The organism is Mesorhizobium sp. f-mel, from assembly GCF_053850215.1.
On sequence record NZ_JBSPTO010000046.1, the window covers coordinates 1 to 24,013 of the forward strand.

At 61.4% G+C, this 24,013-nt stretch carries 20 protein-coding genes, 1 tRNA gene and 1 pseudogene; 19 read left to right on the top strand and 3 right to left on the bottom strand.

The features are described 5' to 3' along the window. On the bottom strand, positions 1 to 228 hold a 228-nt coding region (locus ACWUKX_RS29555), incomplete at its 3' end, for a hypothetical protein (protein WP_456010199.1). A 183-nt stretch (positions 229 to 411) separates the two neighbouring features. On the opposite strand from ACWUKX_RS29555, the gene ACWUKX_RS29560 reads away from it, so the two are divergent. From ACWUKX_RS29560 to ACWUKX_RS29630, 15 genes are all read left to right on the top strand, one after another. After that, complete coding sequence (locus ACWUKX_RS29560; protein ID WP_456010201.1) at positions 412 to 1,956, top strand: hypothetical protein; 1,545 nt, start codon at positions 412 to 414, stop codon at positions 1,954 to 1,956. Between the two features lie 236 nt (positions 1,957 to 2,192). After that, entirely contained in the window at positions 2,193 to 3,860 is a 1,668-nt protein-coding gene (locus ACWUKX_RS29565; protein ID WP_456010202.1) for a hypothetical protein, read from the top strand. A gap of 111 nt (positions 3,861 to 3,971) precedes the next feature. Then, entirely contained in the window at positions 3,972 to 4,451 is a 480-nt protein-coding gene (locus ACWUKX_RS29570; protein ID WP_456010203.1) for a group II truncated hemoglobin, read from the top strand. Positions 4,452 to 4,548: 97 nt separating this feature from the next. Next, entirely contained in the window at positions 4,549 to 5,058 is a 510-nt protein-coding gene (locus ACWUKX_RS29575; RefSeq protein ID WP_456010204.1) for a metal-dependent hydrolase, read from the top strand. Positions 5,059 to 5,093: 35 nt separating this feature from the next. Then, a tRNA-Trp gene (locus ACWUKX_RS29580) sits at positions 5,094 to 5,169 on the top strand. A gap of 407 nt (positions 5,170 to 5,576) precedes the next feature. Beyond that, positions 5,577 to 5,780: a preprotein translocase subunit SecE gene (gene secE / locus ACWUKX_RS29585; protein WP_029352158.1), complete on the top strand. Its 204-nt coding sequence runs from the start codon at positions 5,577 to 5,579 to the stop codon at positions 5,778 to 5,780. A gap of 26 nt (positions 5,781 to 5,806) precedes the next feature. Further along, the gene (nusG, locus tag ACWUKX_RS29590; protein ID WP_006202141.1) at positions 5,807 to 6,334 is read left to right on the top strand and encodes a transcription termination/antitermination protein NusG; all 528 of its coding nucleotides are present in this window, start codon (positions 5,807 to 5,809) and stop codon (positions 6,332 to 6,334) included. A 173-nt stretch (positions 6,335 to 6,507) separates the two neighbouring features. After that, positions 6,508 to 6,936: a 50S ribosomal protein L11 gene (rplK, locus tag ACWUKX_RS29595; protein ID WP_029352163.1), complete on the top strand. Its 429-nt coding sequence runs from the start codon at positions 6,508 to 6,510 to the stop codon at positions 6,934 to 6,936. Positions 6,937 to 6,940: 4 nt separating this feature from the next. Next, positions 6,941 to 7,639, top strand: a complete 699-nt coding sequence (gene rplA, locus ACWUKX_RS29600) for a 50S ribosomal protein L1 (RefSeq protein ID WP_095517171.1) — start codon at positions 6,941 to 6,943, stop codon at positions 7,637 to 7,639. 413 nt (positions 7,640 to 8,052) lie between these two features. Further along, positions 8,053 to 8,571, top strand: coding sequence for a 50S ribosomal protein L10 (gene rplJ, locus ACWUKX_RS29605; protein WP_065011395.1), 519 nt, complete (start codon positions 8,053 to 8,055; stop codon positions 8,569 to 8,571). A gap of 54 nt (positions 8,572 to 8,625) precedes the next feature. Further along, the gene (gene rplL / locus ACWUKX_RS29610; protein WP_023680442.1) at positions 8,626 to 9,003 is read left to right on the top strand and encodes a 50S ribosomal protein L7/L12; all 378 of its coding nucleotides are present in this window, start codon (positions 8,626 to 8,628) and stop codon (positions 9,001 to 9,003) included. Between the two features lie 254 nt (positions 9,004 to 9,257). Beyond that, entirely contained in the window at positions 9,258 to 13,394 is a 4,137-nt protein-coding gene (gene rpoB / locus ACWUKX_RS29615; protein WP_029352168.1) for a DNA-directed RNA polymerase subunit beta, read from the top strand. A 130-nt stretch (positions 13,395 to 13,524) separates the two neighbouring features. Further along, a complete protein-coding gene (gene rpoC, locus ACWUKX_RS29620; RefSeq protein ID WP_127315885.1) occupies positions 13,525 to 17,721 on the top strand; it encodes a DNA-directed RNA polymerase subunit beta' in 4,197 nt (1,398 codons plus the stop codon). Between the two features lie 143 nt (positions 17,722 to 17,864). Further along, complete coding sequence (locus tag ACWUKX_RS29625) at positions 17,865 to 18,188, top strand: WG repeat-containing protein (protein WP_456010206.1); 324 nt, start codon at positions 17,865 to 17,867, stop codon at positions 18,186 to 18,188. Further along, on the top strand, positions 18,119 to 18,946 hold the full coding sequence (locus tag ACWUKX_RS29630) for a WG repeat-containing protein (RefSeq protein WP_456010208.1): 828 nt from the start codon (positions 18,119 to 18,121) through the stop codon (positions 18,944 to 18,946). Before ACWUKX_RS29625 ends, ACWUKX_RS29630 begins: the two co-directional genes overlap by 70 nt. Positions 18,947 to 18,956: 10 nt before the next feature. Here ACWUKX_RS29630 and ACWUKX_RS29635 read toward each other — a convergent pair whose 3' ends face one another. Both ACWUKX_RS29635 and ACWUKX_RS29640 read right to left on the bottom strand, forming a co-directional pair. Further along, positions 18,957 to 19,892, bottom strand: a complete 936-nt coding sequence (locus tag ACWUKX_RS29635) for a Gfo/Idh/MocA family protein (RefSeq protein WP_456010209.1) — start codon at positions 19,890 to 19,892, stop codon at positions 18,957 to 18,959. Between the two features lie 194 nt (positions 19,893 to 20,086). Further along, positions 20,087 to 20,368 (bottom strand): hypothetical protein, encoded by a 282-nt coding sequence (locus ACWUKX_RS29640; protein WP_029352173.1) that lies wholly within the window; start codon positions 20,366 to 20,368, stop codon positions 20,087 to 20,089. A 463-nt stretch (positions 20,369 to 20,831) separates the two neighbouring features. Between ACWUKX_RS29640 and rpsL the strand changes: the two genes are divergently transcribed. From rpsL to ACWUKX_RS29660, 4 genes and pseudogenes are all read left to right on the top strand, one after another. Further along, a complete protein-coding gene (rpsL, locus tag ACWUKX_RS29645) occupies positions 20,832 to 21,203 on the top strand; it encodes a 30S ribosomal protein S12 (RefSeq protein WP_006333356.1) in 372 nt (123 codons plus the stop codon). Positions 21,204 to 21,288: 85 nt separating this feature from the next. Next, positions 21,289 to 21,759 carry a 30S ribosomal protein S7 gene (gene rpsG / locus ACWUKX_RS29650; RefSeq protein WP_008875664.1) on the top strand — a complete coding sequence of 157 codons (471 nt, stop codon included), beginning with the start codon at positions 21,289 to 21,291 and terminating at the stop codon, positions 21,757 to 21,759. 30 nt (positions 21,760 to 21,789) lie between these two features. Beyond that, positions 21,790 to 23,880 carry an elongation factor G gene (fusA, locus tag ACWUKX_RS29655; protein ID WP_029352192.1) on the top strand — a complete coding sequence of 697 codons (2,091 nt, stop codon included), beginning with the start codon at positions 21,790 to 21,792 and terminating at the stop codon, positions 23,878 to 23,880. Positions 23,881 to 23,946: 66 nt separating this feature from the next. Next, positions 23,947 to 24,013, top strand: a pseudogene (locus ACWUKX_RS29660) (GTP-binding protein); the annotation flags it as partial.

A 24,013-nucleotide genomic window follows, 5' to 3' on the forward strand; every position in this document is an offset into this window, starting at 1 on the left:
CGCTTCGCCATCCGTGAAGGCGGCCGCACCGTCGGTGCCGGCATCGTCGTCACCATCAAAGAGTAATCGACGCCGGCATTTGTCGGATCGACAGGGAAGGGCGGTCTTCGGGCCGCCCTTTCTACATTTACTGGCCCCACGCAGAACAATCTTGCGCGGTCGTTTCAAAGCTATTGCAAGCACCACCGCCGCAACTATTATAGGTTGCATCAAGGGGGCTTTCGCCAAAACGTGGTTCCGGGACGCCGTTCAGACAATATGGCCGGGTGGTGGCGCGGGCTGGTTCGCCTGGCGCCGGTGGTCGCAATGGCGATGGCTGCCTTTGCGGCGAAAGCCGAGGATGTCTTCCCGAAATGGTCCGATCTGACGACTTGGACCGAGCCGAAGATATGGTCCGATGATATTTCGCCGATGCGGTTCGCCGTCGTTCGCAGCAGCGCGCCGGGCTGTGAGCCCAGCTGCCCGGAATGGATATCGGCTGAAGGCGCTATCGAAGCGGGCACGCCAGCGCAGCTCAAGCGCATATTGAAGACGCTCGGCCGCCGCAAACTGCCGATTATCGTCAATTCCCCGGGCGGCAATGTCGACGCTGCGCTCCAGCTTGGTCGAATAATCCGCAAAAACAAGCTCGACATCGCCGTCGGTACAACCAAGTTTTCAGACTGTTGGCCCGGGATGAAGGATTGCCGGGCCAATGACGGCAAGGGCGCCGCATATTTCGGCATTGCGTCCGACGGCGGTGCCATGTGCAACTCCGCATGTCCGCTGATGTTTGCCGGAGGCGTCGGACGCGTGGTCGGCAGTTGGGCTTATCTGGGCGTCCATCAGATCACTACGACCCATTTCCGCACCACACGGCAATATCAAACCACCTATCGAGTTGTGCGGGGCAAAAAGTATAAGATCACCACAGAAACCGTCACTCAAGACAATGTCGGATACAAGACCTATGAGATGAGCAAGGCGCTTGAGAGGAGGCTTTCGGCCTATCTCAGGGAGATGGGCGTCGGGCGGGGCGTGCTGGACAGAATGAAGGCCACGCCCGCCAGCGACATCCGGCAGATCGCTCTCGACGACATGCTGACGATGAAGCTGGTCACCAGCAGGGACTCCCTCGACACACTTACGCTGTCGGGCATATGCCAGCGGACTCCTGCGCCGCGGAATTGCAGGGAGGTCCCTGCGAATGCCAAGAAGGCGGCAGCGATGGCCGTCCAAGGGGCCGTTCCAGCCACTCCGTCGGCCGCCCGTTCAGCGCCGGTCGACAATTCCTGGCAGATGCGTTTTGTCCTGGTCCGGAGCAGCGACCCGAAATGCGGTCTCGATTGTCCCGAATGGATTGCAGCGCAAGGCACGATCACTCCCGATACCCTAAAGATATTTCGCCAATTGCTCGATACGGTCGGCTGCCGGCGTCTGCCGTTGATCGTGAGTTCGCCGGGAGGCGATTTGCTCAGCGCCTTGGCCATGGGAAGGTTGATCCGCGAACGCAAGCTTGACGTCGCGATTGCGCGCACCGATTTTCCTGGGTGCAAGCCGCAGGACAAAGGGTGTGCGCCAACGGATGGGTTCTATCCTGGTGTCGTGACCGATTCAGGCGCGGGGTGCGATGACGCCTGCCCGATCATGCTTGCTGGGGGCGTCAGACGTTTCGTGGACCCCAATGTGCCAGTCAGCGTTCAATCACTGGCATTCGCGGAGCGGATACGCTCTTATCTTGCGGAAATGTCGGTCAGGCAGGATCTGTTTCCGCCGATGCCGCTCGACCGCTTCGATTATAAGCGTGACCGGCTCCGGCTCGAACCCGGCACAATGTTGACGATGGGACTGACGACGGGACCTGAATCGGCGAACCACTTGGTGGGGCCAACTGTCTGTAAGACCGAACCGAGGCCGCAAAATTGCCCGGCGGCTTCGGCGCTCAAGGTTGACGCACAATTTCCACTCAAGCCGTAGCCGTTGGACTACCAAAGCCCTATCTCGACGACAGGACGGTTGGCCGGTCTTGGGAGGCCGAAGGCCTACTGCGAAGAGCAAGGCGTCCACGGCGAGATGGTGATGCACCATCTCGGCAAGCATCTGAGCGAGGAACAGCGCCGCCGCTGCTCGCCGGCGCCTGCGGCGTCGCAAAACTCTGTTGCAAGCCTTCAAAGCTGAACTAGTATAGCTTGCATTGCGGGGGGCTTGCCCGAATGGTTCCATGGCACCGTCTGAATGGCCAGACATGGTGGATGCTTGGGGTGATCTGCCTGGCGTCGTTCCTTGGCATGGAACACGCTGCCTTCGCGGCGAATACAAAAAAATCCGCGTCGGATGTTGGTCCAACGATGCGGTTTGTCGTCGTCCGCAGCAGCGCGCCTGGTTGCGAACCGATCTGCCCGGAATGGATATCCGCTGAAGGCTCCATAGAAGCCCGCACGCCAGCCCTGTTCAAGCGCACGCTCAAGGTGCTCGGCCGCCGAAAACTGCCTGTTGTCGTGGATTCTCCCGGCGGCAATGTCGATGCGGCACTGGCGCTTGGTCGGCTGATCCGCAAGAACAAACTCGATATCGCGGTCGGCAAGACCCGGTTCACCGGTTGCCAGCCCGATGCCAAGGACTGCACGGAAAACGACGGCAAGGCCGCTCGCTATTTCGGCAATGCCTATGCCGACGGCGCGATTTGCAATTCCGCTTGCCCGCTGATGTTTGCCGGCGGCATCAGGCGCGTGGTCGGGCAATGGGCCCATCTCGGCGTTCATCAGATCACCACGACCTACATTCGGACGAAATTGCAGTACCGAACCACCTACCGCGTGGTGAGGGGCAAGAAGAAGATCGTCGACAAGAAGGTCATCAGCCGCAAGAACGCCGGCAGCTACAAGACCTACGAGATGAGCAAGTCGGTGGAGAAAAGACTGGCGGCGTATCTGAAGGAAATGGGCGTCGGCCAGGCCGTGCTCGAGACGATGAAGAACACGCCGGCCAGCAGCATCCAGCAGTTGGCTCCCTACGACATGCTGCAGACGAAGCTGGTTACCAGCCTGGATGCCGTCGACCTGCTGATCGCGCCAACCCTATGCAACACCGATCCGGTGGCTGCGAACTGCAGGGAAATACCGGCGCCAGCCGGCCACGTGGTGGCGTACGCCAAGCCCGCTCCCGCCGCGCCGGTCGAACCCGAAACCGTGCAGCGGGCCGATGTTGGAGATATGCGCTTCGTTCTGGTTCGCGGCAGAAGTTTTCTCTGCGATCCCAATTGTCCCGAATGGATCTCCGCGGAAGGCATGATTAGCGCTCAGACGCCGGAACGGTTGCGCCAACTGCTGGACACGATCGGTGATAGGCGACTGCCCGTGGTGATCAACTCGCCGGGAGGTGACGTGCTCGGCGCTCTGGCCGCCGGAAGGTTGATCCGAGAACGCAAGCTCGACGTGGCGGTTGCGCGGACGGATTTCATTGGATGCGAGCCGGACAATGCGGATTGCACCGCCGAGAATGGCGTCTATGTCGGGCTCTCGATTGATGCGAGCGGCGAGTGCGGCGCAGCCTGTCCGATCATGCTTGCCGGCGGCGTCAGACGCCTTGTCGGTCCTCGTGCGCGGCTGACCGTGCATTCGATGGGATTGGAGCAGCTGGTCAAGACCTATCTCAAAGACATGACAGTCGGACCCCGCCTGCTGGTGGCGATGCGGTCGGTGCCGGCCTCGCGCCCTCGGCAGCTCGAACCCGAGATGATGGTGAAAGTCGGGCTGACGACCGGGCTTGAATCGGTCGATGAATTTACCGGTCCGACCATCTGCAAGTCGGAGCCGGTGCCGGAGAATTGCCGCGTGGTGTCGACGTCCGAGGTTCAGGCCAAGGCGCCGGTCAAGTTGTAAGGCGCAGGCACCGCAGCCGGCCCAAGCTGGCCATGGAGGCAGGTTGAGCAACCTTCGATAGTTCCGATATCGTTCGAAGCAATTGACAGTCCGGCCAGTCGAGGATCGAGAATGAGCCAGAATATCCCGACATTGTTCGAATGGGCCGGCGGCACCGAAGCGTTGAATCGCCTGACCAAAACCTTCTACGACATGGTGTTCCGGGATCCCATCGTCGGCCCGGTGTTCAAAAACATGTCACCGGATCACCCCGCCCATGTCGCGGCCTTCATCGGCGAGGTCTTTGGCGGACCGAAAACCTACAGCGAGAAGCATGGCGGCCACCGCGAGATGGTCATGCATCACCTCGGCAAGCACCTGAGCGAGGAACAGCGCCGCCGCTGGATCAATCTTCTGGCGGACGCCGCCGATGAAGTAGGATTGCCGGACGATCCGGAATTCCGCTCGGCTTTCATGGCCTATGTCGAATGGGGGTCGCGGCTGGCGAAGATGAACTCCAACCTTAGCGAGACCTGCGATCCCGAAACCGAGCCGATGCCGGCCTGGGGCTGGGGCGTGCCCGGCGGACCGTACAGGCCGAGCGCGAAGTGATCCGCCCGGCGAGTTGGGGCCGCCATGCCCTTCCGGAATAACGCCGCAATATGCCGCTATATCTCGATCGGATCTTGGCAGGGGAGCAGGTCTTGCGATGCTGATCGCGCATCTTCCATCGGGCTACATTCTGGGAACGTTGGCGCGGAAGCGCTGGCGCGAAGCGCCGGGCGTGATGGCTGCCGCCATGATCGGCGCCGTCATCCCCGATATCGATATGCTGTACTTCCATTTCGTCGACGGCGGACGCATCCACCACCACGCCTACATCACGCATTGGCCGCTGTTTTGGGTAGCGACTGGCCTTGTGGCGCTGGCGATCACGAAACGACACGCGCGGCAGTATCTTGCCGTCGTCGGCGTCTTCTTTGCCGCGGCCTTGTTGCATATGGTCCTGGATACCGTGGCATCGCCAATCATGTGGCTGATGCCGTTCGACAGGCATGCAACCGAACTCGTGGCGATCCCAGCCACATACCGCAACTGGGTCATGAGCTTTGTCCTGCATTGGACCTTCGCCATCGAACTGCTCATATCCATCTGGGCGCTGCTGCTTGGATTTGGGCGATCGCGGGCTGTCGTGGGCATCCCTGAAAACTCGACTTGAGTTCTCGCCCGCTTTGTGAAATAGCAGCCCGCGATACGGGCATAGCTCAGTTGGTAGAGCGGCGGTCTCCAAAACCGCAGGTCGTAGGTTCGAGCCCTGCTGCCCGTGCCATTTTTCGAAATGGCCAATTCATGAAACCCGTGCCATTTTTCGGAATGGCCAATTCATGAAAATTGTCTGGTCTTCCACGCATTGGCCCTTTGAAAATCCGCCGGTGACTTGCCATATAGGCTGTCTTGAGACATAAGAGGCCATAGCCGGGACGGGACGACTGGATGGTTCCGAGGCGGCGTTTGGTCATAAAGCGGACACTTGCCACTTGCGTGGATCAAGAATCGGTTTTATGTAGACGAAACAGACACGCGACGCGTGGAGCTGGGAAGCCGGCTTTACGCGTCCGATTTGCATGGGCGAAATGATTGCGCTGATTCGGCGCGAACACAGGCTCAGGCGGCACATCCCGGCCAGCGGGATCATCCAGGAGATCCGGTCAACGGGTCTTGCAGACAGAGCGGCACATGGCTTCGAAAACCACAAATCCATTCGTCTTTCTCCAGCAAGTTCGCTCGGAGACCGCCAAGGTGACTTGGCCGTCGCGGCGCGAAACGATGATCTCGACGGTGATGGTCCTGGCGTTTGCTGTGATCGCGATGATCTTTTTCTTTACCGCCGATCAGCTCATGGGCCTCGCGGTCGAGCAGATTCTGGGCATCGGACGCTAAGTCCGGCGATTACGGAGAGTCTTGAAATGACTGCGCGGTGGTACATCGTCCACGCCTATTCGAACTTTGAAAAAAAGGTCGCCGAGGACATCGAGAACAAGGCCAAACAGAAAGGCCTGTCCGCTGACATCGAGCAGATCGTCGTGCCGACCGAGAAGGTCGTCGAGATACGCCGCGGCCGCAAGGTCGATGCCGAGCGCAAGTTCTTCCCGGGCTACGTGCTCCTGAAGGCCAACCTGACCGACGCGGTGTTCTCGCTCGTCAAGAACACGCCGAAGGTCACCGGCTTCCTAGGTGACTCGAAGCCGGTGCCGATCACCGAGACCGAGGCCCAGCGCATCCTGAATCAGGTTCAGGAGGGCGTCGAGCGGCCGAAGCCGTCGGTCACTTTCGAGATCGGCGAGGCGATCCGCGTCTCGGACGGTCCGTTCGCGTCGTTCAACGGTTTCGTCCAGGAAGTGGACGAGGAGCGGGCGCGGCTCAAGGTGGAAGTTTCGATCTTCGGGCGCGCCGTGCCGGTCGATCTCGAATTCGGGCAGGTCGAAAAGGGCTGATCCGAAATCCCTGTCGCCGTTCGGCGGTGAGGGGAGGCGGCGTGGAAATCGCGCGGCCAACACGGGTGGGAGGCGAATGCGGCTTTAGCCGGCCGCAGGAACCGCACCACCAGACTGCAACCGCCGGTGTTGCCCAGATAGTGGGGCCGGCATGAGACAAAGGCAGGAAAGAGATGGCTAAGAAAATTGCGGGCCAGCTCAAGCTCCAGGTTTCCGCGGGTTCGGCTACGCCGTCGCCCCCGATCGGACCGGCGCTTGGTCAGCGCGGCATCAACATCATGGAGTTCTGCAAGGCGTTCAACGCGCAGACCCAGGAAATGGAAAAGGGATCGCCGATTCCAGTCGTGATCACCTACTACCAGGACAAGTCGTTCACCTTCGTCATGAAGACGCCGCCGGTGAGCTACTTCCTAAAGAAGGCCGCGAACCTGAAGTCGGGCTCGAAGGAGCCGGGCAAGGTCAAGGCCGGCACGATTGGCCGCGACAAGGTACGCGCCATCGCCGAGCAGAAGATGAAGGATCTGAACGCAACCGATATCGAGGGGGCCATGCGCATGGTCGAGGGCTCCGCCCGCTCGATGGGTCTGGAAGTGGTGGGCTGAGATCATGGCAAAGATTGCAAAGCGTGTATCGAAGACCCGTGAAGGCATCGATCCCAACAAGGCTTATGCCTTGGGTGAGGCGCTGAAGCTGCTCAAGGACCGGTCCTCGGTGAAGTTCGACGAGACCGTTGAAATCGCGATGAACCTGGGTGTCGACCCGCGCCATGCCGACCAGATGGTCCGTGGCGTGGTCAATCTGCCGAACGGCACCGGCCGCACCGTCCGCGTCGCCGTTTTCGCGCGTGGCGACAAGGCCGAGGAAGCCAAGGCGGCCGGCGCCGATATTGTTGGCGCCGAGGATCTGGTCGACATCGTCCAGAAGGGCACGATCGACTTCGATCGCTGCATCGCCACGCCGGACATGATGCCGCTGGTCGGCCGTCTGGGCAAGGTGCTCGGCCCGCGCGGCATGATGCCGAATCCGAAGGTCGGCACTGTCACCACCGACGTTACCGCCGCCGTCAAGGCGTCGAAGGGCGGCGCGGTCGAGTTCCGCGTCGAGAAGGCCGGTATCGTGCATGGCGGCGTCGGCAAGGTCTCGTTCGACGTCAAGGCGCTGGAAGAGAACGTCCGCGCCTTCGCTGACGCGGTGAACAAGGCGAAGCCGGCTGGCGCCAAGGGCAACTACGTCAAGAAGGTGTCGGTCACCTCGACGATGGGCCCTGGCCTCAAGCTCGACGTCTCGACGCTGGCAGCGTCCTGATACGAACCATTCGGATCGGCCGCTAAAGAGCTGATCCGCAAACAGAATTCCGGGCCTCCGACTTATCTTGGCGGCCCGGTACCGGAAGTCGGAAGGCTTCCGGACATCCTGTCCGAGATTGCGGGCGGCCCCAAGCCTTAGTTCAAGGGGGCCTTAATTCATGTGGGCCTGCATGAGACGGGTGAAGACCGGACAACGGAGCGACATGCTCCAATGAAAGGTTCGAACCGTGTTTGCCTTTTGTCTGCGCACCTTTCGGCTTGCCGGCTGGTGTGGCGAAAGGGGGCAGGATCCTCGAGCGTCGTTCGGGAGATCCGTTACTGGATGGCCCGACCGGCAAAAGGCAACCCGACGCCTGTCCTCGTAATGGGAATGTTCCCGTTAACAGGATTGGGGTCAACTGGAGATAGGCAGTGGACAGAGCGGAAAAACGCGAACTCGTCACGGGCCTGAATGAAGCGTTTTCGGGCGCTGGTTCAGTCGTCGTGGCCCACTACGCCGGGATCACCGTCGCGCAAATGAACGACCTTCGGTCGAAAATGCGTGTCGCCGGTGGCACCGTCAAAGTCGCGAAGAACCGTCTCGCCAAAATCGCTCTTCAGGGCACGGACTCCGCTTCGATCATCGACCTGTTCAAGGGACAGACGCTGATCGCCTATTCGGAGGATCCGATTGCGGCGCCGAAGGTCGCGTCCGATTTCGCCAAGGGAAATGACAAGCTCGTCATTCTCGGCGGCGCAATGGGCACCACCTCGCTCAACGCCGACGGTGTGAAGGCACTCGCCACACTTCCGTCGCTCGATGAGCTGCGCGGCAGGCTGGTTGGCATGATCGCCACGCCGGCAACCCGGATCGCCCAGATCGTCAATGCGCCTGCGGCTTCGGTCGCGCGTGTCATCGGCGCTTACGCCCGGAAGGACGAGGCGGCATGAGGCCGTTCCTCGCTATCACAAACACACGTTCGAACCTTATGAAGGAATATAGCAATGGCTGATCTGGCAAAGATCGTAGACGACCTTTCGAAGCTGACCGTCCTCGAGGCGGCCGAGCTGTCGAAGCTTCTGGAAGAAAAGTGGGGCGTTTCCGCTGCTGCTCCGGTGGCGGTTGCCGCCGCTGGCGGAGCCGCGGCTGCTGCTGCTCCGGTCGAGGAAAAGACGGAATTCGACGTCGTCCTCACCGAGGCGGGCGCTCAGAAGATCAACGTCATCAAGGAAGTTCGCGCCATCACCGGTCTTGGCCTCAAAGAAGCCAAGGACCTGGTCGAGGCGGCTCCGAAGCCGGTCAAGGAAGCCGTTTCCAAGGCCGACGCGGACAAGTTCAAGGCCCAGCTGGAAGCAGCCGGCGCCAAGGTCGAACTGAAGTAAGCGTTTGATATCGGCGGGCGGCTTCGCGTCGTCCGCCACTCCCTTGGCGTGAAGGGAGGCTGCGTAACGCGAAGAGTACGAAAACCTCTTTCCTGAGGGCCGTAAACCGGCCTTCAGGAAACGGGTTTTCTCCCGTTTTGGCCGGCCACCGACAGGGTGGCGGGTGAACAAATAAAAGGCCGCCGCCGAGGTGGCCGAGAATGCAAGGCGAGCCGCGGCGAGGCTCGCCCCGAGAATCGAGCTAAGGAGCGACGATGGCCCAGACACAAACTTTCAATGGCCGCAGACGCGTACGCAAATTCTTCGGAAAGATTCCGGAAGTTGCGGAGATGCCGAACCTGATCGAGGTTCAGAAGGCATCCTATGATCAATTCCTGATGGTAGAGGAGCCCAAGGGCGGGCGTCCTGACGAGGGACTGCAGGCGGTTTTCAAATCGGTCTTCCCGATCTCCGACTTTTCCGGCTCCTCGATGCTGGAATTCGTGAAGTACGAGTTCGAAGCACCGAAATTCGATGTTGACGAATGCCGTCAGCGCGACCTGACCTATGCCGCGCCACTCAAGGTGACGCTGCGCCTCATCGTGTTCGATATCGACGAGGATACCGGCGCCAAGTCGATCAAGGACATCAAGGAGCAGGACGTCTACATGGGCGACATGCCGCTCATGACCTTGAACGGCACCTTCATCGTCAACGGCACCGAGCGTGTCATCGTCTCGCAGATGCACCGTTCGCCGGGCGTCTTCTTCGACCATGACAAGGGCAAGTCGCACTCGTCGGGCAAGCTGCTGTTTGCCGCGCGCGTCATCCCCTATCGTGGCTCGTGGCTCGACATCGAGTTCGACTCGAAGGACGTCGTGCACGCCCGCATCGACCGCCGCCGCAAGATTCCGGTGTCGTCGCTGTTGATGGCGCTCGGCATGGACGGCGAGGAGATCCTGTCGACCTTCTACAACAAGATCACCTACAAGCGCGCCGGCGACCATTGGCGCATCCCGTTCAACGTCGAGCGTTTCCGCGGCCTCAAGGCCGTCGGCGACCTGGTCGATGCAGACACCAACGAGGTCGTCGTCGAGGCCGGCAAGAAGATCACTGCCCGCCAGGCCCGCCAGCTCGGCGAAAAGGGTCTCAAGGCGATCAAGGCGACGGACGAGGACCTGCTCGGCAACTACCTTGCCGAGGACATCGTCAACTACGCGACCGGCGAGATTTTCCTCGAAGCCGGCGACGAGATCGACGAAAAGACGCTGAAGGTGCTTCTCAGCGCCGGCGACGACGAGATCAAGGTTCTCGACATCGACCACGTCAATGTCGGCGCCTATATCCGCAACACGCTCAACGTCGACAAGAACGAAAGCCGCCAGGACGCGCTGTTCGACATCTACCGCGTCATGCGCCCCGGCGAGCCGCCGACGCTCGAAACCGCCGAAGCCATGTTCAACTCGCTGTTCTTCGACAGCGAGCGCTACGATCTGTCGGCCGTCGGCCGCGTCAAGATGAACATGCGCCTCGAGCTCAAGGCCGAGGACACCGTCCGCGTGCTGCGCAAGGACGACATCCTGGCCGTGGTCAAGACACTGGTCGAACTGCGCGACGGCAAGGGCGAGATCGACGACATCGACAATCTCGGCAATCGCCGCGTGCGCTCGGTCGGCGAGCTGATGGAGAACCAGTACCGCGTCGGCCTGCTGCGCATGGAGCGCGCAATCAAGGAACGCATGTCCTCGATCGAGATCGACACGGTGATGCCGCAGGACCTGATCAACGCCAAGCCGGCGGCTGCCGCCGTGCGCGAGTTCTTCGGTTCCTCGCAGCTGTCGCAGTTCATGGACCAGACCAACCCGCTGTCGGAGATCACCCACAAGCGCCGTCTCTCGGCGCTTGGACCCGGTGGTCTGACCCGCGAGCGCGCCGGTTTCGAGGTGCGCGACGTGCACCCGACGCATTACGGCCGCATCTGCCCGATCGAGACGCCGGAAGGCCCGAATATCGGTCTGATCAACTCGCTGGCCACCTTCGCGCGCGTCAACAAGTACGGCTTCATCGAGAGCCCGTACCGCAAGATCGTCAACGGCAAGCTGACCAATGAGGTCGTCTATCTGTCGGCGATGGAAGAGGCCAAGCACCACGTCGCGCAGGCCAATGCCGAGCTCGACAAGAATGGTGGTTTCGTCGACGAATTCGTCATTTGCCGCAATGCCGGCGAAGTGATGATGGCGCCGCGCGAAAACGTCGATCTGATGGACGTGTCGCCGAAGCAGATGGTGTCGGTGGCAGCGGCCCTGATCCCGTTCCTCGAGAATGACGACGCCAACCGCGCTCTGATGGGCTCGAACATGCAGCGGCAGGCCGTGCCGCTGGTGCGCGCCGAAGCGCCGTTTGTCGGCACCGGCATGGAGCCGATCGTCGCCCGTGACTCGGGCGCCGCCATTGGCGCCCGCCGCGGCGGTATCGTCGACCAGGTGGACGCAACGCGTATCGTTATCCGCGCCACGGAAGATCTCGATCCCGGCAAGTCGGGCGTCGACATCTACCGGCTGATGAAGTTCCAGCGTTCGAACCAGAACACCTGCATCAACCAGCGTCCGCTGGTGCGCATGGGTGACCGGGTCAACAAGGGCGACATCATCGCCGACGGTCCGTCGACCGAACTCGGCGATCTGGCGCTCGGCCGCAACGTGCTGGTCGCGTTCATGCCGTGGAACGGCTACAACTACGAGGACTCGATCCTCTTGTCCGAGCGCATCGTCGCCGACGACGTCTTCACCTCGATCCATATCGAGGAGTTCGAGGTCATGGCGCGCGACACCAAGCTCGGGCCGGAGGAGATCACGCGCGACATTCCCAACGTCTCGGAAGAAGCGCTGAAGAACCTCGACGAGGCCGGCATCGTCTATATCGGTGCGGAAGTGCAGCCGGGCGACATCCTGGTCGGCAAGATCACACCGAAGGGCGAAAGCCCGATGACGCCGGAAGAAAAGCTTCTGCGCGCCATCTTTGGCGAAAAGGCATCGGACGTGCGCGACACCTCGATGCGCATGCCGCCCGGAACCTTCGGCACCGTCGTCGAAGTGCGCGTCTTCAATCGCCACGGTGTGGAGAAGGACGAGCGCGCCATGGCGATCGAACGCGAGGAGATCGAACGCCTCGCCAAGGACCGCGACGACGAGCAGGCGATCCTCGACCGCAACGTCTATTCGCGCCTGTCCGACGTTCTCGTCGGCAAGGACGCGATTGCCGGGCCGAAGGGCTTCAAGAAGGGCTCGAAGCTGTCGAAGGACACGCTCGACGAGTATCCGCGTTCGCAGTGGTGGCAGTTTGCGGTGGAGAACGAAAAGCTCCAGAGCGAACTGGAAGCCCTGCGTGGCCAGTACGACGATTCCAAGAAGGCGCTCGAACAGCGCTTCATGGACAAGGTCGAGAAGGTCCAGCGCGGCGACGAGATGCCTCCCGGCGTCATGAAGATGGTCAAGGTCTTCGTGGCCGTGAAGCGCAAGATGCAGCCCGGCGACAAGATGGCCGGCCGGCACGGCAACAAGGGTGTCGTCTCGCGGATCGTTCCGGTCGAGGACATGCCGTTCCTCGAGGACGGCACGCATGCCGATATCGTGCTCAACCCGCTGGGTGTGCCGAGCCGCATGAATGTCGGCCAGATCCTGGAGACGCATCTGGGCTGGGCTTGCGCCGGAATGGGCAGGAAGATCGGCGAGCTGATCGACGCGTACAAGACAGGCGGCGACATCAAGCCGCTGCGCAAGACACTCGAGAGCTTCATGCCGGCGAACGACCGCAACGAGCCGATCCGCGACTATGACGACGAGAGCGTCGTTCGCCTCAGCGAGCAGATGCGCCGCGGCGTCTCCATCGCGACACCGGTGTTCGACGGCGCGCACGAGGCCGACATCAACATCATGCTGGAGCAGGCGGGCCTGCACACCAGCGGTCAGTCGCAGCTATATGACGGACGCACCGGCGAGCCGTTCGATCGCAAGGTGACGATGGGCTACATATATATGCTCAAGCTTCACCACCTTGTGGACGACAAGATCCACGCGCGTTCGATCGGGCCGTACTCGCTCGTTACCCAGCAGCCGCTGGGCGGCAAGGCGCAGTTCGGTGGCCAGCGCTTCGGCGAGATGGAGGTCTGGGCGCTCGAAGCGTACGGCGCCGCCTACACGCTGCAGGAGATGCTGACGGTGAAGTCGGATGACGTTGCCGGCCGCACCAAGGTCTACGAGGCGATCGTCAGAGGCGACGACACGTTCGAGGCCGGCATCCCAGAGAGCTTCAACGTTCTCGTCAAGGAAATGCGTTCTCTGGGCCTCAATGTCGAGCTGGAGAACACCAAGCTGGACGACAGCCCGGTTCGGCTGCCCGACGCGGCCGAGTGAGCAAGACGTCCGGTCGCGGCTTCCGCGACCGGACGCACCAAATTCTTCGGCCGATGGCCGATCAAGTCGGCGGGCGTTTGGCCCGCGCTAGATGCAAGGGGTTTTCGAGGACCCCGAAAAGGAGAACGGCATGAACCAAGAGGTCATGAATCTCTTCAACCCCCAGGCGCCTGCGCAGGTGTTCGATTCCATCCGGATCTCGCTCGCCAGCCCTGAGAAGATTCTGTCCTGGTCGTTCGGCGAGATCAAGAAGCCGGAGACCATCAACTACCGCACCTTCAAGCCGGAGCGTGACGGCCTCTTCTGCGCGCGCATTTTCGGTCCGATCAAGGACTACGAGTGCCTGTGCGGGAAGTACAAGCGCATGAAGTACAAGGGCGTCATCTGCGAGAAGTGCGGCGTCGAAGTCACGCTGTCGCGCGTCCGCCGCGAGCGCATGGGCCATATCGAACTGGCCGCGCCCGTCGCCCATATCTGGTTCCTGAAGTCGCTGCCGTCGCGTATCGGCACGCTGCTCGACATGACGCTGAAGGACATCGAGCGCGTTCTCTACTTCGAGAACTACATCGTCACCGAGCCCGGCCTCACCGCGCTGAAGGAGCACCAGCTCCTCAGCGAGGAAGAGTACATGATGGCCGTCGACGAATATGGCGAAGATAGCTTCACCGCCATGATCGGCGCCGAGGCCATCCACGACCTTCTGGCCGGCATGGACCTGGAAAAGATCGCCGGCGACCTGCGTTCGGAGCTGGCTTCGACCACGTCCGAGCTCAAGCAGAAGAAGTATCTGAAGCGGCTCAAGGTGGTCGAGAACTTCATGGAGTCCGGCAACCGTCCGGAATGGATGATCATGAAGGTGGTACCGGTGATCCCGCCGGACCTGCGCCCGCTGGTTCCGCTGGACGGCGGCCGCTTCGCCACGTCCGATCTCAACGATCTCTATCGCCGCGTCATCAACCGCAACAACCGCCTGAAGCGGCTGATCGAGCTGCGTGCGCCCGGCATCATCGTGCGCAATGAAAAGCGCATGCTGCAGGAAGCCGTTGACGCGCTGTTCGACAACGGCCGTCGCGGCCGTGTCATCACCGGCGCCAACAAGCGTCCGCTGAAGTCGCTGTCGGACATGCTCAAGGGCAAGCAAGGCCGGTTCCGCCAGAACCTGCTCGGCAAGCGCGTCGATTATTCCGGCCGCTCGGTCATCGTCACCGGTCCGGAGCTCAAGCTGCACCAGTGCGGCCTGCCGAAGAAGATGGCGCTCGAACTGTTCAAGCCCTTCATCTATGCCCGTCTCGACGCCAAGGGTTATTCCTCGACCGTCAAGCAGGCGAAGAAGCTGGTCGAGAAGGAGCGTCCGGAGGTCTGGGATATCCTCGACGAGGTCATTCGCGAGCATCCGGTGCTCTTGAACCGTGCGCCGACTCTGCACCGCCTCGGCATCCAGGCGTTCGAGCCGATCCTGATCGAAGGCAAGGCTATCCAGCTTCACCCGCTGGTCTGCACGGCTTTCAACGCCGACTTCGACGGCGACCAGATGGCGGTTCACGTGCCGCTGTCGCTGGAAGCGCAGCTCGAAGCCCGCGTGCTGATGATGTCGACCAACAACATCTTGCACCCGGCTTCGGGCGCGCCGATCATCGTGCCGTCGCAGGACATGGTTCTGGGTCTCTACTATCTCTCGATCGTCAACCAGAACGAGCCGGGCGAGGGCATGGTGTTTGCCGATATGGGCGAACTTCAGCACGCGCTCGAGACCAAGGCGGTGACGTTGCACTCCAAGATCAAGGGCCGCTTCCGCACGGTCGATGCGGACGGCAAGGTCGTTTCGAAGATTTACGACACCACGCCCGGCCGGATGATCATCGGCGAGCTTCTGCCGAAGAACGTCAACGTACCGTACGAGACCGCCAACCAGGAGATGACCAAGAAGAACATCTCCAAGATGATCGACACCGTCTACCGCCATTGCGGTCAGAAGGAGACGGTCATTTTCTGCGACCGCATCATGGCCCTCGGCTTCAGCCACGCCTGCCGCGCCGGCATTTCGTTCGGCAAGGACGACATGCTGATCCCGGATGCCAAGATCAAGCTGGTCTCCGACACCGAGGCTTTGGCCAAGGAATACGAGCAGCAGTACAATGACGGGCTGATCACGCAGGGCGAGAAGTACAACAAGGTCGTCGACGCCTGGGCCAAGTGCTCGGAAAAGGTCGCCGACGAGATGATGGCCCGCATCAAGGCGGTCGAGTTCGAGGATAATGGCCGTCAAAAGCCGATGAACTCGATTTACATGATGTCGCACTCCGGTGCGCGCGGCTCGCCCACCCAGATGCGCCAGCTTGCCGGTATGCGCGGCCTGATGGCCAAGCCTAGCGGTGAAATCATCGAGACGCCGATCATCTCGAACTTCAAGGAAGGCCTGACCGTGCTCGAGTACTTCAACTCGACCCACGGCGCCCGTAAGGGTCTGGCCGACACCGCCTTGAAGACGGCGAACTCGGGTTACCTCACCCGTCGTCTGGTCGACGTGGCGCAGGACTGCATCGTCAACTCCGTCGACTGCGGCACCGATAAAGGCCTCACCATGCAGCCGATCGTCGATGCCGGCCAGGTCGTCGCTTCCGTCGGCCAGCGCGTTCTCGGCCGCACGGCGCTCGACGACATCACTCATCCGGTCACGGGTGAGGTTTTGGTCAAGGCCGGAACGCTGATGGACGAACGCGACGTCGAGCAGATCGAACAGGCCGGCGTCCAGTCGGTCCGCATCCGCTCGGCGCTGACCTGCGACGTCAGGGTCGGTGTATGCGCGGTCTGCTACGGACGCGATCTGGCCCGCGGCACCCCGGTCAACCAGGGCGAGGCTGTCGGCGTCATCGCGGCGCAGTCGATCGGCGAGCCGGGCACCCAGCTCACCATGCGTACCTTCCACATGGGCGGTACGGCGCAGGTGGTGGACTCGTCGTTCCTTGAAGCCTCGTATGAGGGCAAGGTCGAGATCCGCAACCGCAACGTGGTACGCAACTCCGACGGCCAGCAGATGGTCATGGGCCGCAACATGGCGGTGCTGATCCTCGACGAGGCCGGCAAGGAGCGCGCCACGCACCGTGTCACCTATGGTTCGCGCATCTTCGTGGACGATGGCGACAAGGTGAAGCGCGGCCAGCGCATCGCCGAGTGGGATCCCTATACCCGCCCGGTCCTCACCGAAATCGAGGGCAAGGTGGCGTTCGAGGATCTGGTCGATGGCATTTCCGTCCAGGAAACGGCCGACGAATCGACCGGCATCACCAAGCGCGAGGTCATCGACTGGCGTTCGACGCCACGCGGCAACGATCTCAAGCCGGCGATCGTCGTCCAGGACACCAAGGGCAAGGTCGGCAAACTGTCGAAGGGCGGCGACGCTCGCTTCCTGCTCTCGGTCGAGGCCATTCTTTCGGTCGAGCCGGGTGCACAGGTTCGCCCCGGCGACGTGCTGGCGCGTATCCCGATGGAAAGCGCCAAGACCAAGGACATCACCGGCGGTCTGCCGCGTGTTGCCGAACTGTTCGAGGCACGTCGTCCGAAGGATCACGCCATCATCGCCGAGATCGACGGCACGATCCGCTTCGGCCGCGACTACAAGAACAAGCGCCGCATTATCATCGAGCCGCATGACTCGACGCTTGAGCCGGTCGAATACCTGATCCCGAAGGGCAAGCCGTTCCATCTCCAGGACGGCGACGTCATCGAGAAGGGCGACTACATCCTCGACGGCAATCCGGCGCCGCACGACATCCTGGCGATCAAGGGCGTGGAGGCGCTTGCGTCCTACCTCGTCAACGAGATCCAGGAGGTCTACCGCCTGCAGGGCGTGTCGATCAACGACAAGCACATCGAGGTGATCGTTCGCCAGATGCTGCAGAAGGTCGAGATCACTGCGCAGGGCGACTCGACCTACATTCCGGGCGACCACGTCGACGTGATCGAGCTGGAAGAGGTCAATGAGCGCCTGGTCGAGGACGGCAAGAAGCCGGCCGAAGGCCAGCCGGTGCTCTTGGGCATCACCAAGGCCTCGCTGCAGACGCCGTCGTTCATCTCGGCCGCCTCCTTCCAGGAGACGACCAGGGTGCTGACCGAAGCGGCGGTTGCCGGCAAGACCGACATGCTGCAGGGGCTGAAGGAAAACGTCATCGTCGGCCGGCTGATCCCGGCCGGCACCGGCGGCACGATGAGCCAGATCCGGCGCATCGCCACCTCGCGCGACGAGTTGATCATCGACGAGCGCCGCAAGGCGTCGGGCGTCGAGGTCGCCGATCCGATGCTGACCGACATGGCTTCCGCCGCGCAGTAAGCGCGGCGGTACAGATATCAGGCAACAAAGCCGTCGGGGCAACCCGGCGGCTTTTTTGTTTGGTGCAAACGGTCTTAAGTCTTTACTGAATCCATAGTCTGGAAATTCCTGCAGGCACATGTTTTGGTCCAACGAGAACACCCATGACCTTTTTTGATGGCGATCAAGCGTTGTGGCCGCTGCGCTCTAAGTCGAATGGCAAAATCGGATACATTGATCGCAATGGTGATTGGGTCATCAACCCGACTTTTGACAAGGCTAGCCGTTTCCACGGCGGCAGGGCCGCCGCGATTTCGGCCGATCGATGGGGGGTCCTGAATAAGCGGGGCCACTGGTTGGCTGCTCCGGAGGGAACTGCCACGCTTAGCACTTATGGGAAGGTCCGGTGCGAGCGCGGGTGGATCGAAATTGGGGCCTTATCGACGATGCGGGAAATTGGATCATTGAGCCGCGTTTTTCGTTTATGACATGGTTTTCGTCCGGCCTCTGCAGCGTTGTTTTCGAGGAGAAGTATGGATGCGTAAACTTCGCCGGGAGCTGGGTAATTCCGCCCGTCTACGAAATGATCGGCGCGTTCTATCGCGGCACGGCAATCGCGAAGCTCCCAGGCGGACTATTTGGCTACCTTGGCACGACTGGAAGCTGGATTGTTCCGCCGACCTTCGGACGCCTCTTTGTACCTGACCCTTTGAGCCGGCTCGCTGTTGCTGGCGTGATGACTGATGCCCGAGGATATCTCGAGGGCTATGTTGACCAAGATGGGAAATGGGTTATCGAGCCAAAGTTCCATCGCGCAGAGGGTTTCTCTGACGGATTTGCGTGCGTACAGCGAGGCGATCCCGGTGATGACATCACCCTTGAAGACGAAGGATGGGGGTTTATCGACCGTGCCGGCGCGTGGGTTGTAGAGCCGCGTTTCCAGAGTGGTCGCCGGTACTCAGAAGGTATGGCTCCCGTCGAATATGAAGATCGCTTTGGATTTATCAATATGCGTGGATCTTGGGTGCTCGAACCAGTGCTGGATGTCGCTTGGCCAATGGTTGACGGTCTTGCTGAAGGCAAACTCGACGGGAAATACGGGTTTCTCGATCGATCATCGAACTGGCTCGTCAAGCCGATCTACAACCGGGTTGAAGATCTTGGGGAACTAATTCGAGTTTTTGTCGACGGTGCCGAAACATATTTCCGGAGAGACGGTCAGACGTTGAATGGCTCCGCCATCTAAGGTCAAATCATCAATCGAAAAACGCTTCCACCACGTTGCGCTTGCCGAGCATGAAGGCGTCGGCGACATGCTGGAGCGGGGCAAGATCGACGTCCGAGACGCCGGCGCGCACGATCTCGGCGAAACGCCTGTAGAGCATCGGATATTCGGCTTCCGGCTCGTCGTGAACGACGCGGCCGTCGACCGCTAGTTTTGAGCCGCCGCCCGAAAGCAGCATCGCGCCCTTGTCCGTCTCGGCCAGGATGTCCCAGCTTTGCGGGCCGGTCTGGCGCCAGTCGAGCTCCATCGTCACCGGCAAGCCGTTCGAGGTGCGGAAGGCGATATGTGCAGCGATCGGGGCCGCGCGGTTTTCGGGAAAATCGAGAATTGCCGAGGTGATGAACATCGCCGGCAATATGTGGGTCGCAATCGACAGCGCGTTGATGCCGGGATCGAACACGCCGAAGCCGCCTGGCGCCCAGATCCAGTCCTGGTTCGGGTGCCAGCGGCGCACGTCCTCCTTCCAGTTGATGGCTGCTGAGCTGATCTGGGTCGAGCCGAGAAATGCACGCGCGGCTTCCACCGCCGGCGCATAGCGCGAATGCCAGCTGGCGAACAGCGAGACGCCGTTTGCCGCGGCCAGTGCTTTCAGGTCTTCGACCTCGCTGACCGTGGCTCCGGGCGGCTTTTCCAGGAAGACATGTTTTTTCGCTTCCAGCGCTGTCCGCGCGGCGTCATAGCGGAACTGCGGCGGCATGCAGAGCGATACGGCCTCGAGCTCCGGCACGGCGTCGAGCATCGCCTCGATGGTTGGGAAATTCGGGATGTCTTCCACCTTGCCGTGCCGGCTGGCGGCGGCGACGAGGCGGTAGGCCTGGTCCTTCGCCAAGGCCGGCAGATGCTGGTCGCGGACGATCTTTCCTACCCCGACGATGCCGAGCTTGATGGGGTCGTTGTTCCTGGACATGGGAGACTCCGCGGATTGGAAATGAATTGCTCTTGGCAGCGATGGTTCTTAGCAGAGAACCGATGTCGGGCAAGCGGCAGGAGCTTGCCCGCAGGCTGCCGAAATCGGCTTCGTTTCAGACAGACCCCGAACAGATCGGCCCTGCTTCAGACTGGCCCTGCTTCAGACTGGCCCTGCTTCAGACTGGGCCTGCTTCAGACTGGCACGTCGAAGGTGACGATCGAGACTTCGCCTTCGAGCGCGCCCTGATAGGCGGACAGGTGTGGCTCTTCGTCGGGCACGCCGTCCAGGTCGCCGATCTGGTCGAGCTCCGCCTCGGCATAACCTTCGGCCGCGAGCGATTCGAGCGCCCGGCGCACCGCCGAATCGTCGTCGGGCGCGACCAGCATGAGGTGGACGCCTTCCGGCCTGCCGCCCTTCTTTTTCCATGCCCGGCCGGTGATGATGGTGACCGGGCGCTCATCATTGTCGTTCACGGGCCGATTCCTCCGGGCGGGGGGATTTGCGCTGTTCATGCCGCCTTTTTCGCATGAAGCAGGGCTGCGCAACAGCCGAAAGCCGGTCACTTTCTTCCTTCCCCTTGCAAAATGGCGAAAGAAAATTACATGCGCTTTTCGCATGGCTGCCAAGCCTCGGTTTCAACGTAATATTTGGCGGCCCGGGGTTGACGGGCAACAGGCTTGCGAGTAGAAGCCGCCCAGTCAGAACCGATGTGAGGCTCTCCCTTCCGAAGCGACACGCTTTGGAGTTTGCCTCAAACAGGGTTCGTTTTACGAGCGAAAAGACATTTCCGGCGTGCATGAAGCGGCTTCCGCTTCCTCTGCCATTTGTTCGGGCAAGACCGCGAGGCGCGGTTTGTGGCCCGAATTTGCGTATGGAAATGACGCTTTTAGCGGCCCTGACCGGGCGAGACACGGAATTGAGAGACAAGAGGGTTTAATGCCTACCGTCAACCAGCTGATCCGCAAGCCGCGCATTGCGCCGGTGAAGCGCAACAAGGTCCCGGCCATGCAGCAGAACCCGCAGAAGCGGGGCGTCTGCACGCGCGTCTACACCACGACGCCGAAGAAGCCGAACTCGGCGCTGCGCAAGGTGGCCAAGATCCGCCTGACCAATGGTTTTGAAGTGATCGGTTATATCCCCGGCGAAGGTCACAACCTTCAGGAGCACTCCGTGGTCATGATCCGCGGCGGCCGCGTCAAGGATCTTCCAGGCGTTCGCTACCATATCATCCGCGGCGTGCTCGACACGCAGGGTGTGAAGAACCGCAAGCAGCGCCGTTCGAAATACGGCGCCAAGCGTCCGAAGTGACCGAAGCGTAGCCGAGGTCATCCCGGACGGCGCCAGGCGACGATCCGGGGTCCAGGCCACCACGCAGAATTGAGGCAGAGAAAAAATGTCCCGTCGTCACAGTGCAGAAAAGCGTGAGATCAATCCGGACCCGAAGTTCGGCGATCTGATCGTCACCAAGTTCATGAACGCCGTCATGTATGACGGCAAGAAGTCGGTTGCCGAGACCATCGTCTACGGCGCGCTCGACCAGGTTCAGTCGAAGACCAAGCAGGAGCCGGTCACCGTCTTCCATCAAGCGCTCGACAATGTCGCGCCGCATGTGGAAGTGCGTTCGCGCCGCGTCGGTGGCGCCACCTACCAGGTTCCGGTCGATGTGCGCCCCGAGCGCCGTCAGGCGCTGGCCATCCGCTGGCTGATCGCTGCCGCCCGCAACCGCAACGAGACCACGATGGTCGACCGCCTCTCCGGCGAGCTGATGGACGCGGCCAACAACCGCGGCACCGCCGTCAAGAAGCGTGAAGACACCCACAAGATGGCAGAAGCCAACCGCGCCTTCGCGCACTACCGCTGGTAAAGCGCGAACGAGACTGAAGAGGCACCTCCCATGGCCCGCGAATATAAAATCGAAGACTACCGCAATTTCGGTATCATGGCGCATATCGACGCCGGCAAGACGACGACCACCGAGCGCGTCCTCTACTACACGGGCAAGTCGCACAAGATCGGCGAGGTCCATGACGGCGCTGCCACCATGGATTGGATGGAGCAGGAGCAGGAACGCGGCATCACCATCACGTCCGCCGCGACCACGACCTTCTGGAAGGGTCGTGACGGCAAGATGCACCGCTTCAACATCATCGACACCCCCGGCCACGTCGACTTCACCATCGAGGTTGAGCGTTCGCTGCGCGTGCTCGACGGCGCCATTGCGCTGCTCGACGCCAATGCCGGTGTCGAGCCGCAGACGGAAACCGTCTGGCGCCAGGCCGACAAATACCGCGTGCCGCGCATGATCTTCTGCAACAAGATGGACAAGATCGGCGCCGATTTTTACCGCTCGGTCGAGATGATCGGCTCGCGCCTCGGCGCGCATGCCGTCGTCATGCAGCTGCCGATCGGTGCAGAGACCGAGTTCAAGGGCATCGTCGACCTCGTCGAGATGAACGCGCTGGTCTGGCGCGACGAAACGCTGGGCGCTGCCTGGGACGTCGTCGAGATCCCGGACGATCTCAAGGCTCGTGCGGAAGAATACCGCGAGAAGATGATCGAGGCCGCCGTCGAAATGGACGAGACGGCGCTTGAGAATTACCTCGAAGGCAAGATGCCCGACAATGACGAGATCCGTGCGCTGATCCGCAAGGGCACCATTGCGGTGAAATTCTACCCGATGTTCTGTGGCTCGGCCTTCAAGAACAAGGGCGTGCAGCCGCTGCTCGACGCCGTTGTTGAATACCTGCCGTCGCCGGCCGACGTTCCGGCCATCAAGGGTGTCGACGCCAAGACCGACGCCGAGATCGAGCGTCATGCCGACGACAATGAGCCGCTGTCGATGCTCGCCTTCAAGATCATGAACGACCCGTTCGTCGGCTCGCTCACTTTCGCCCGCATCTATTCGGGCAAGCTCACCAAGGGCATCTCGGTCGACAACACGGTCAAGGGCAAGAAGGAGCGCATCGGTCGTATGCTGCAGATGCATGCGAATTCGCGCGCTGACGTCGAAGAGGCTTTCGCCGGCGACATCGTCGCCTTGGCCGGCCTCAAGGACACGACCACGGGCGACACGCTCTGCGATCCGCTGCATCCGGTCATTCTCGAGCGCATGGAGTTCCCCGATCCGGTCATCCAGATCGCGATTGAGCCGAAGACCAAGAACGACCAGGAAAAGATGGGCCTTGCGCTGCATCGCCTGGCTGCCGAGGACCCGTCCTTCCGCGTCAAGACCGACGAGGAATCAGGCCAGACGATCATTTCCGGCATGGGCGAGCTCCACCTCGACATCATCGTCGACCGCATGCGCCGCGAGTTCAAGGTCGAGGCCAATGTCGGCGCGCCGCAGGTGGCATATCGCGAGACGATCACCCGCAGCCAAGAGCAGGACTACACCCATAAGAAGCAGACCGGCGGCACCGGTCAGTTCGCTCGCGTCAAAATTCTTTTCGAGCCAAATCCGGAAAGCAGCGAATTCCTGTTCGAATCCAAGATCGTTGGCGGCGCTGTGCCGAAGGAATACATCCCCGGCGTCGAAAAGGGCATCAACAGCGTCATGACGTCGGGCCCGTTCGCCGGCTTCCCGATGATCGGCGTCAAGGCGACGCTGATCGATGGTGCCTACCACGACGTGGATTCCAGCGTTCTGGCCTTCGAAATCGCTGGCCGTGCCTGCTTCCGTGAAGCGGCGCCCAGGCTTGGCGTGCAGTTGCTCGAGCCGATCATGAAGGTCGAAGTGGTGACGCCGGAAGATTATGTCGGCAGCGTCATCGGCGACCTGAACGGCCGTCGCGGCCAGATCCAAGGCCAGGAAGCCCGTGGCGTGGCGGTGGTCATCAACGCAATGGTGCCGCTCGCCAACATGTTCAAATACGTCGACAATTTGCGCTCGATGAGCCAAGGCCGCGCGGCCTACACGATGCAGTTCGATCACTACGAGCCGGTGCCGACCGCGGTCGCTCAGGAAGTCCAGAAGAAATACGCGTAGCCCGAACGGGTTGCAGCGCTAACTTAATTCAAAGCCCGCACGGGCGAGCAGGAATGGAGAGATCACATGGCAAAAGGTAAATTCGAGCGTACAAAGCCTCATGTGAACATCGGCACGATTGGCCATGTCGATC

Coding starts and splice junctions, on each gene's coding strand:
- rplA (WP_095517171.1), top strand. CDS start 6,941: ATGGCAAAGATTGCAAAGCGTGTATCGAAGACCCGTGAAGGCATCGAT.
- ACWUKX_RS29625 (WP_456010206.1), top strand. CDS start 17,865: ATGACCTTTTTTGATGGCGATCAAGCGTTGTGGCCGCTGCGCTCTAAG.
- rplK (WP_029352163.1), top strand. CDS start 6,508: ATGGCTAAGAAAATTGCGGGCCAGCTCAAGCTCCAGGTTTCCGCGGGT.
- rpoB (WP_029352168.1), top strand. CDS start 9,258: ATGGCCCAGACACAAACTTTCAATGGCCGCAGACGCGTACGCAAATTC.
- ACWUKX_RS29570 (WP_456010203.1), top strand. CDS start 3,972: ATGAGCCAGAATATCCCGACATTGTTCGAATGGGCCGGCGGCACCGAA.
- secE (WP_029352158.1), top strand. CDS start 5,577: ATGGCTTCGAAAACCACAAATCCATTCGTCTTTCTCCAGCAAGTTCGC.
- rplL (WP_023680442.1), top strand. CDS start 8,626: ATGGCTGATCTGGCAAAGATCGTAGACGACCTTTCGAAGCTGACCGTC.
- ACWUKX_RS29575 (WP_456010204.1), top strand. CDS start 4,549: ATGCTGATCGCGCATCTTCCATCGGGCTACATTCTGGGAACGTTGGCG.
- fusA (WP_029352192.1), top strand. CDS start 21,790: ATGGCCCGCGAATATAAAATCGAAGACTACCGCAATTTCGGTATCATG.
- rpsG (WP_008875664.1), top strand. CDS start 21,289: ATGTCCCGTCGTCACAGTGCAGAAAAGCGTGAGATCAATCCGGACCCG.
- rpsL (WP_006333356.1), top strand. CDS start 20,832: ATGCCTACCGTCAACCAGCTGATCCGCAAGCCGCGCATTGCGCCGGTG.
- ACWUKX_RS29635 (WP_456010209.1), bottom strand. CDS start 19,892: ATGTCCAGGAACAACGACCCCATCAAGCTCGGCATCGTCGGGGTAGGA.
- nusG (WP_006202141.1), top strand. CDS start 5,807: ATGACTGCGCGGTGGTACATCGTCCACGCCTATTCGAACTTTGAAAAA.
- ACWUKX_RS29560 (WP_456010201.1), top strand. CDS start 412: ATGCGGTTCGCCGTCGTTCGCAGCAGCGCGCCGGGCTGTGAGCCCAGC.
- ACWUKX_RS29565 (WP_456010202.1), top strand. CDS start 2,193: ATGGTTCCATGGCACCGTCTGAATGGCCAGACATGGTGGATGCTTGGG.
- rpoC (WP_127315885.1), top strand. CDS start 13,525: ATGAACCAAGAGGTCATGAATCTCTTCAACCCCCAGGCGCCTGCGCAG.